This is a genomic window from Streptomyces antarcticus (assembly GCF_026627255.1).
Taxonomy (GTDB): Bacteria; Actinomycetota; Actinomycetes; order Streptomycetales; family Streptomycetaceae; genus Streptomyces; species Streptomyces antarcticus.
In genome coordinates this window covers 1-7,835 of sequence record NZ_JAPNLM010000066.1, presented here as the reverse complement: position 1 = coordinate 7,835, position 7,835 = coordinate 1, and the positions used below count along the sequence as shown (strand labels likewise).

Annotated in this window: 9 protein-coding genes; 4 read left to right on the top strand and 5 right to left on the bottom strand. The window is 71.2% G+C overall.

Going from position 1 to position 7,835, the window contains the following annotated elements; all coding sequences use genetic code 11:
- Positions 1–178 precede the first annotated feature (178 nt).
- On the top strand, positions 179–1,036 hold the full coding sequence (locus tag OTB16_RS38820) for a hypothetical protein (protein WP_267727612.1): 858 nt from the start codon (positions 179–181) through the stop codon (positions 1,034–1,036).
- 229 nt (positions 1,037–1,265) lie between these two features.
- On the opposite strand, the gene OTB16_RS38815 is transcribed toward OTB16_RS38820, so the two are convergent.
- Positions 1,266–3,161 (bottom strand): DNA/RNA helicase domain-containing protein, encoded by a 1,896-nt coding sequence (locus OTB16_RS38815; RefSeq protein ID WP_267727610.1) that lies wholly within the window; start codon positions 3,159–3,161, stop codon positions 1,266–1,268.
- 26 nt (positions 3,162–3,187) lie between these two features.
- Between OTB16_RS38815 and OTB16_RS38810 the strand changes: the two genes are divergently transcribed.
- Positions 3,188–3,577 carry a protein NO VEIN domain-containing protein gene (locus OTB16_RS38810; RefSeq protein ID WP_324290945.1) on the top strand — a complete coding sequence of 130 codons (390 nt, stop codon included), beginning with the start codon at positions 3,188–3,190 and terminating at the stop codon, positions 3,575–3,577.
- Positions 3,578–3,812: 235 nt separating this feature from the next.
- Here OTB16_RS38810 and OTB16_RS38805 read toward each other — a convergent pair whose 3' ends face one another.
- Together OTB16_RS38805 and OTB16_RS38800 are read right to left on the bottom strand one after the other, a co-directional pair.
- Positions 3,813–4,313, bottom strand: a complete 501-nt coding sequence (locus tag OTB16_RS38805; RefSeq protein ID WP_267727608.1) for a hypothetical protein — start codon at positions 4,311–4,313, stop codon at positions 3,813–3,815.
- A gap of 186 nt (positions 4,314–4,499) precedes the next feature.
- Positions 4,500–4,796 (bottom strand): hypothetical protein, encoded by a 297-nt coding sequence (locus OTB16_RS38800; RefSeq protein ID WP_267727606.1) that lies wholly within the window; start codon positions 4,794–4,796, stop codon positions 4,500–4,502.
- Positions 4,797–5,360: 564 nt separating this feature from the next.
- Here OTB16_RS38800 and OTB16_RS38795 point away from each other — a divergent pair.
- Entirely contained in the window at positions 5,361–5,588 is a 228-nt protein-coding gene (locus tag OTB16_RS38795) for a hypothetical protein (RefSeq protein WP_267727605.1), read from the top strand.
- Positions 5,570–6,507, top strand: a protein-coding gene (locus OTB16_RS38790; protein WP_420717886.1) for an IS5 family transposase whose coding sequence is annotated in 2 segments (ribosomal slippage) — positions 5,570–5,902 and positions 5,905–6,507 — 936 coding nt in all. Because the reading frame shifts where the segments join, the coding sequence is not laid out codon by codon here. Before OTB16_RS38795 ends, OTB16_RS38790 begins: the two co-directional genes overlap by 19 nt.
- A 15-nt stretch (positions 6,508–6,522) precedes the next feature.
- On the opposite strand, the gene OTB16_RS38785 is transcribed toward OTB16_RS38790, so the two are convergent.
- Together OTB16_RS38785 and OTB16_RS38780 are read right to left on the bottom strand one after the other, a co-directional pair.
- Positions 6,523–7,170 carry a hypothetical protein gene (locus OTB16_RS38785; RefSeq protein WP_267727603.1) on the bottom strand — a complete coding sequence of 216 codons (648 nt, stop codon included), beginning with the start codon at positions 7,168–7,170 and terminating at the stop codon, positions 6,523–6,525.
- A 429-nt stretch (positions 7,171–7,599) separates the two neighbouring features.
- On the bottom strand, positions 7,600–7,835 hold a 236-nt coding region (locus OTB16_RS38780; protein ID WP_267727601.1), incomplete at its 5' end, for a helicase associated domain-containing protein.

Sequence of the window (7,835 nt, the reverse complement as noted above, 5' to 3'; positions counted from 1 at the left end):
GGGTACGGCTTGCGTTCACTCACCCCGCCACCCCAACAGACCACCAGCTGCGGACCAGCGGATTCCGCCCGCACCCCACACCATCAGGCGACGACACAACCACTCAAAGAGTCACGAACCGCCCTCTCAGACGATTCCTGTTGCGAGCGGGGGCGAGTCGGAGGTCATGATGCAAAGCATGACACCGGAACAGTTCACTGCCATCGTGGGCTTGGGTGGCGTTGCCCTTGGTATCGGCGGAACCCTCATAGCCGCACGTGTGCAGCTCAAGGGCAGTCACGCTCAGGCGGAAGCCACCCGGCGGGCAGCTGAGACCACTGCGGTTACCCAGTACGCTGCCACGTTGATCCAGCAGAACCGAGCGGCTCAGCGGGCTGCCTATGTCGGATTGATCGATGCCGCGGATAGCTTCATGCGCGAGGCTGACCGGGCCATCGAGGGGCGCAGGTGGGGCGCTGCTGACACCTTGCAGGAGCCGTTGGACCGGCTCCATCGGGCGGAAAGTGCCGTCAAGCTGGAGGGGCCGATCGCGGTCATTCAAGCAGCAAGCCCGATCATTGAGCATGCGGAGATGGTCGCGATGTATTTCGATGGCTCGACGAGGCGGTACGCGGCCTGGCGCAGTCTCCGGGCGACGAGTAGATCTGGTGCGGAATCAGTGGCTGCTCAACGTGCTTTGGACGCGCTCCAAGCCCTCCACTCGGCAACCCGGTCTCTGCCCGCAGGTCCGCACCTGCCGCGGAGCTTGACGAGTGAGGCCGAGTCCTTTGGGCAGTCGCTGGGCGAGCGTGGCACGGCCTGGCGCCGGTGCTATGAGAGTGCCCGCGAACAGCTTGCGGGACTCTGCCGGGCGGGGGCCATGGAGTCGTGGGAGATGGGTGAACTCCTGCGGGAGCCGTGGATTGAAGCGGCCGATGTGACGGTTGAACATTTCGATGACGAGATGCATACCGATGTGTACGACTTCGTCGACTGTGCACGCACGCTGCTCAACGACACGCGGCCGGAGCGGGTGGTCACAGCCCGCAGGGCTTGAAAGTCGTGCCCGGTCGGCGAGATCAGGGCGGCACCGGCCCCCTCGCCGCGCACCTGGCTCGCCTCGGCGACAACACCGCTTGGAAGGACGGCCTGTCCTCCACCGCGGTGGGGTGGCTCGTGGATGCGACGCTGCACTCCCTGACGACGCCGCCCTCCGCCCCGGCCGCGCCCGCGGCCCTCTCTGCCCTGTGGTGGGCTCGAGGCCTGCGGGTTGGCGGTCCGGGGGTTCACGGCTGGTGGTCTGGCTGTGGGCTGCTGGGGTTGATGAGGCTGGTGAGGTGGTGGTGGGTTTCGGGGTCGGTGGCGTGTATGCGGGTGGTGTGGGTGCCGCGGGTGAGGAGGACGCGGTAGATGTTGAGGGCGAGGGGGAGGTATTCGTCGGGGGCGAGGTCGCGGAGGCGGGCGTCGTGGCTTTCGGCGGGGTGGGCGGTCCAGCGGTTGTCGCGCCAGGTGAGGTCGGGGCCGATGATGACGGCGGAGTGGTGGTATTCGAGGCCTTGGGCGGTGTAGACGCAGCCGACTTGCTGGTGGCCGCCGGTGTGGCTGGCCCAGAGCTGGCTGGCCGGTGCCAGCGGTTCGCCGTCGGCGGTGGTGAGGGCTACGGAGGCGTTCCACGCGGCCTGCCAGACGCGAGGTTCGCCGGTGGGTGGGGTGCTGGTGATGCGGATGTCCAGGGGCAGGGTCCGGGCGGACTGGCGGGTGGGGGTCCACTTCCAGCAGAACCCGGCGGTGATCCGTGCGGTGTCGCCGGCGGCGGTGGCCCGTTCGACGCCCTCCTGGAGTCCGAAGGGGTCCGTACACAGGCCGAGGTCGTAGCCGGCCTGTCCCGTCCATGGGGCGGGACGCCCGTACAGGAGGTCCTCGACCCAGTCGGTGTACGCCTTCGAACCCCGGCAGCGGAACGACCCGGTGAGGGCCAGGCTGTGGTGGCGGCGTCCCGTCGCGCGCGCGTAGGCGTCGATCTCGGCGACGGAGACCCCCTCGTTCGGCCGGATGACCTGGCGCTCGTCAAGGAACACCACCACCAGCGGGACCCGGTCGAGGACCGCGGCGAGTTCGGGCGCCATTCGCCCCCCGGACCTCGCCATGCGCTGCGCCTCGTCGATGACGATGGCCCGTGCCCGGCTGGCGGTGCTGCGCAGGCTGGAGGCGGAGGGGAACAGCTCGCGGGCTCCGGGGTGGTCGGCGGTGGCGTCCAGGAGATGGGAGCGCAGTGTGCCGGAGGGGGTGACGAAGCGGGGGGATGCGTCGGGGTGCTCGCGCATGAAGTGGCTGAGCAGCCGTACGGCCAGCGCTGATTTGCCGCTGCCGGGTCCCCCCTGGACGGTGATGATCGCCCCGTGCTCGGGCGGCCCTGCGCCGGATCCGGGTTCGGCCGCGGGCGGGGTGGCCGCGTGTCTCAGGCTCTGCGCGGCCTTGTCACGGATCCGGTTGAAGGCGTCCTGCTGGTCGCCGACCAGGGCGAAGGCGGGCTTGCCCGCCAGAACGTCCCCGACGTGGTCGAGGAGCCCGGCCGACGGAGCCCACCGGATGCCCTCGAAGGCGGCGACCTGATCGGGAGTGACCGCGCCCACGTCGTCGCAGCGCAGCAGGCCGGCCAGCGCGGCGGGCGGCGCGGTCAGATCGCCGGCGGTCAGGACGGGAATGTCGTCGAACGCCGGTGCGGCCGAGCCGAGCGCCGCCCCCTGCTCGGCGGAGGCGTCGTGCAGCACCACAACGGCACGCAACTCCAGGCGGGGCGCCCCTTCGGGCCGCCAGTAGCGGAAGAAGCTCCGGTAGGCGGCGACCTGGTAGACGGGATGCGTGGTCACCACCCCGTCGCTGCGCATGACCCGGCCGCCGTCCAGGATCCGGCAGGTCTGCCACTGCTTCAGCTCGACCACCACCAGGGTGAGCCCGCCGCCTGGTGCGCTGCCGACCAGCAGCGCGTCCAGGCGCCGCCCTCCGCCCGGCGTCCCGTACTCCAGGTACACCCGCAGATCCGACAGCCCGGCCCGCACCAGGGCCTCGAAGAGGGGTGGCCAGCTCGCACGCCAGCTCCGCACCTCGCCTTCGTCCGGGGCCCCGAACCCGGATGCGCGGTACCGCTCGACGCACCGCGCGATGAACGCGGGGCTGCCCACCAGCGCGCCGCCGCGGCGCCGGCTACATCTCGGACCCCAAGAAGCGCAAGACCATCGAGGAGCACGCCGAGCAACGGGCCATCACCCACTACGAGAACGACGGCTGGACCATTGAAAGACTCGGCAAGCCCTACGACCTGCGCTGCACCCGCGGCACGGAGGAACGCCACGTCGAGGTCAAGGGCACCACGGGCGCCGCGACGAGCGTGGAGCTGACCATCAACGAAGTCCTCCACGCGCGGGACAAGGGCAACACCGTCGACCTCTACGTCGTGAGCGACATCAGGGTCGACACCCACACCGCCCCCTACACGGCCAGCGGAGGAACCGTCTCCCACTACACCGACTGGGAACCCGCCGACGAAGACCTCCGGCCCCGCAAGTACGAATACCGGCTCCCGGAAACCACCGCGTGAGACGCACGCCAGCCACAGGAAGCGAGTCGGTGGGCTCAACGCCCGGCCGCCTATCCTGCGACCGGCACCACCACCCTATGCAGGGCCGGGCGGCGATCACAGAGACGGACTCCTTCAAGCAGTTGTCCTGCAGGGCCTGCTCGCAGTTCTCGACCTCCCGCCGCCCGCGCCTTCGAGGCCCGCTGGGGCCTCACCGAGATGTCGCCGCTGGATCGGACCGCGCGCCGGCGGCCGGTCACCGGCGGAGAAGGCCGCCCGCCGCGGCCTCGCCGAGAGTGCGCGGGAGGCCCTGCAGCACACCGTCCGTACCGCGGCCGCGCTCGCCCACGGCGACGCCGACTTCCTCGACCGGCTTCGCGACGCTGAGCTGCGCGTGCGTGAACGCCGAGACGATGACGGCGCGCTGCTCGGGTACGCGGTCGCGCTGGCGGGGGACCGCGCGGACGGCGGCACCCGGCCCGTCTGGTTCGCCGGATCGACGCTCGCCTACGACCTGTCCCTGCCCCGCGTCCGCGAACGCTACGAGCCCGTCGTCGCCCCGGCGGACTGGGCGCTGGCCGAACACCGGATCCGCGAAGCGTCCGTGCTCTTGGGCCGCGCGGGCCAGGACGAAGGCGCGGGCGACGTCGCAACATTCGGTGATCTCTTGGCGGTGGCCGCCGCGCACGCCGCGGCCTTGATCCGCGACCGCGTCCAGGCCGCGGCCGACGCTTTCGAGCAGGCCGCCTGCGCCCATGGCGGCCCCTCACTGGAAGGCCGGGTCCGTGCCGGATGGCGAGCTTCGACGCGGTCGTTGGAGCGGGCCCCGCGCGCCGCACGCGGGGGTGGCGCCGCGGTCATCTTCACCCTGCTGATCAGGCCCGTGGAGGTGGTGGAGGCCGCCGCCTCCTGGCACCGCGCGCAGGGGTACGTGGGGACTGGATCAGGAGGTGGTGCTGCGGCGGGCGCGGAGGCGGCGGACGCCCCTCGCGGCGTACCCGGCGGTCAGGAGCGCGAAGCCGGTGGCAGCGAGCCAGAACCAGGCTGCCGCGTGGGTGAGGCTCAGGAACAGGCCGCTCATGAGGAGCAGCGTGGCGGCAGTCTCGAGCAGTTCGAGACGCGCCTGGGAGCGCAGCGCCGGGTCGGGTCCGCGGAGTCGGCGGACGATGGGGACGAGGCCAAGAGCTTGTAGAACGGCTAGACCGAGAGCGATCCAGACGTACCAGTCGGGTATGTCCACGGCGCGCACTGTACTGCCCGGCCACCTCAACGTCATGCGCCGGGCTGCTGCCGTCGAATCCGTGGCCCGGCGGCGGCGGTCTGAGCGCCGGCGCCGGGGGTTCGCCACACGGTCCTGCCCCGGCCGGGGAGGAGCCGGGGCGTCGGGTGTCCGGGTGCCGTACGGACCCGGGCGGTAGCCCGTCGTGCGGGCGGGCCTGCCCCATGACGCCAGGGGGAAGGGGCGCCACGGGGGCGGGGCTCGCTCCGGAAGCCCCCCACGGCGAAGCCTCCGGACGCGTGGAGGGTTCACAAGGGCAGTGTCCTGCGCAGGACACAGAAGCAGTTGGTGGGGGCCCGCCTCGCGCGCGGCCGCGCGCGAGGACGTAGGGGCTGCCGGTCGGGCCGGCCCGCCGACCACCGAACGAACTACTCGACCGCGCACAGGTGGGGTTGCGCGGCTAACCCCCGCGTTCCGCACTGTGCTGTCTGCCCCTCACCGGAGTGCGCAGACTGCAACCCCCGGAGAGGTGAGTAGCGCCATGTCCGCGGATCGTCCGCGGCCGCTCTTCCGGGAGGGAACCTCATGTCCACCGCTACCGACCCGCAGCCCCAGACCCCGCAGCAGCCCCTGCGGCCGCCCCAGCAGCCGTCCACGGACCTGCTCCTGACGCTCTGCCTGCTCACCGTCGGCGCCCTGGTCCTCGTGATGGCCGGCTACCTGTGCATCGCCGCGGTCCATTCCCCGAGCGTAGACGCCGCTACTCCCCACCTGGGCTGCTCGTTGTTCCGGGCATGGGGCGGGGTGATCTGAGTGATGCCGAGTGGGAACGTCTGCGTCCGTTCCTGCCGGTCAGCAACAGGCGTTGTGGCCGGTGGCGGGATCACCGACAGGTGATCGACGGGATCCTGCACCGGGTGCGGACCGGTGTTCAATGGCGTGATCTGCCGGAACGGTTCGGGCCCTGGAAGACGGTCTACGAACGGCACCGGCTGTGGTCGGCCGACGGGACGTGGGAGCGTCTGCTCCAGCAGGTTCAGGCCGCGGCCGACGCCGCAGGCGAGATCGACTGGGACGTCTCGGTCGACTCAACCATCGTTCGTGCGCATCAGCATGCGGCGGGTGCCCGCACCGACCCGCCGCCGGCACCCGGCTCAAAGGGGGCCGAAGGGCCAGAACACCAGGACGAAACGCCGTGGCAGAGCCTGCACGCCCGCCTGGTGGAGGTGGTGCGGGAAGTGAGGGCCTGGGCCGCTCGCGGGGCGGGTTCACCACCAAGCTACACCTGAGCGCGGATGGCCGCTGCCGTCCGCTGTCTCTGACCGTCACACCAGGTCAGCGTGCTGACTGCACCCAGTTCGAGCCGGTCCTGGAGAAGATCCGCATCCCGAAACCGGGGCAGGGCAGGCCCCGTAAGAAGCCCGACAGCGTCGCCGCCGATAAGGCATACAGCAACGGGCCCGTCCGGAACTACCTACGGCGCCGAGGCATCCGGCACACGATCCCGGAGAAGCTCGATAGCCAGGCCGCCCGCCTGCGCAAGGGTTCACGCGGCGGGCGGCCGCCCGGTTTTGACGAAGAGCGGTACAAGAAGCGCAACACCGTCGAGCGCGCCATCAACAGGCTCAAGCAGCACCGGGCGGTGGCTACCCGCTACGACAAGCGCGGCTATGTCTACCTGGGCACCGCCACCGCCACCGCCGCAGCCCTCAGCATCTGGCTCCGCACATGATCGGCCGGACAAGTCCTAGAAGGGGAGACCGACCAGGCCCCATCGCCGGGCGCCGGCCTCCGTGGCCACGTCGCCCCATTCACGCAACAGCGCCGCGGCGGCGTCGAAGCCGGCGGGCCGGCCCGCCCAGCCGGCGGCCTCGGCTTCGAAGGGCCCGCGCAGTTCCTCCAGCCGGGGCGCGGCCATCTGCCAGGAGCGGACCAGCTCCGACACCTCGTCGGGGGCGCTGAGCAGGAGCACCTGGGGGCGCCACGGAGCGGGGTCGTCGGGGAAACCGAGCGCGGCGGGCCGTTCCTCCTCCGCGGCGGCCGTGGGGTCCGTCCTCGTGAGGTCGTCCGGGTCGTCCCAGAACAGGCCGCGCAGGAAGTGGTCCAGGGCGTCTCGTAGTTCGGGTGCCACCGAGGTCCGGACGTCCTCCCAGGCATTGCCCAATCGGGGGTGCCAGCCGTAGGAACCGGTGGTTCCGTGGAACCGGTACTCGGCGCACCAGGACACCTGCCGCTGCCACACCCAGCCGCCCGTCACGGCGTAGTCGGCGTCCTCGCACGCTTCGCAGCAGAAGTCGGGGCAGGCGGCATCGCCCAGTACGTTCACCCTGTCGTCCGCCGGTATCCGCGCCAGGTGCTCCCAGTCGACCATGAGCACGGTGATGTCGAGTCCCATCGGGACAGGCTACGTCCGGATACGGGTGAACCCGAGCCGCGAGGCGGACCACCCCGCCCCGCCGAAGCACCCACCGGCCCCGCTCCAAGCGGGGCCGTTCTCGGGCGGCTGGACTACGCGTCGCGCCATGCATCGGTGACACATCCAACTTCGAAGTGCCACCAACCATCCTCCTGGCCGCGGACGAGCAGCGCCTCGACCTCACCGAGGGACAGAAGGGCCCGCAGGCCGAGAACGTGATGCGCACCGGCTGAACCCGGGACGGCCGTCTGCCCCTCCCGGCACCCTGGGCCGTCCGGCTCGCCGGGATGCCCAGGGGCGGGTGGGGCGGCTACACGCCTCCCGCACGCCATTCGTACGCGACATGTACGCTTCACGGAGTGGGGCGCGCCGCACGGTGCCTCGCCCGGGTCTAGCGGGCTGCCCCCGCTACCGCGCCCACTTGATCCCGAGCTCCAGCAGCGCCTTTCGCTGTCCGGCATCGAGTTTGTCGCGGCGGGCCTTGGTGTTGGAGATCCACACCCCCAGCTTCACCGTCACGGTCACCGGCTCGGTCTCGCCGTCGATGGTGATCGGCTCGGCGTGGCCGCGGGGGACGGGCCGGTCGGTGCCTTCCCGTTCGATCCACTGCGTGAGGGCTGTCAGGCCCCGTTGGAACGCCTGCT

What these genes read in the sequence shown, in the direction of transcription:
- OTB16_RS38820 (WP_267727612.1), top strand. Translation starts at nt 179, where the DNA reads ATGACACCGGAACAGTTCACTGCCATCGTGGGCTTGGGTGGCGTTGCC.
- OTB16_RS38805 (WP_267727608.1), bottom strand. Translation starts at nt 4,313, where the DNA reads ATGGGCGCAGGCGGCCTGCTCGAAAGCGTCGGCCGCGGCCTGGACGCG.
- OTB16_RS38795 (WP_267727605.1), top strand. Translation starts at nt 5,361, where the DNA reads ATGTCCACCGCTACCGACCCGCAGCCCCAGACCCCGCAGCAGCCCCTG.
- OTB16_RS38785 (WP_267727603.1), bottom strand. Translation starts at nt 7,170, where the DNA reads ATGGGACTCGACATCACCGTGCTCATGGTCGACTGGGAGCACCTGGCG.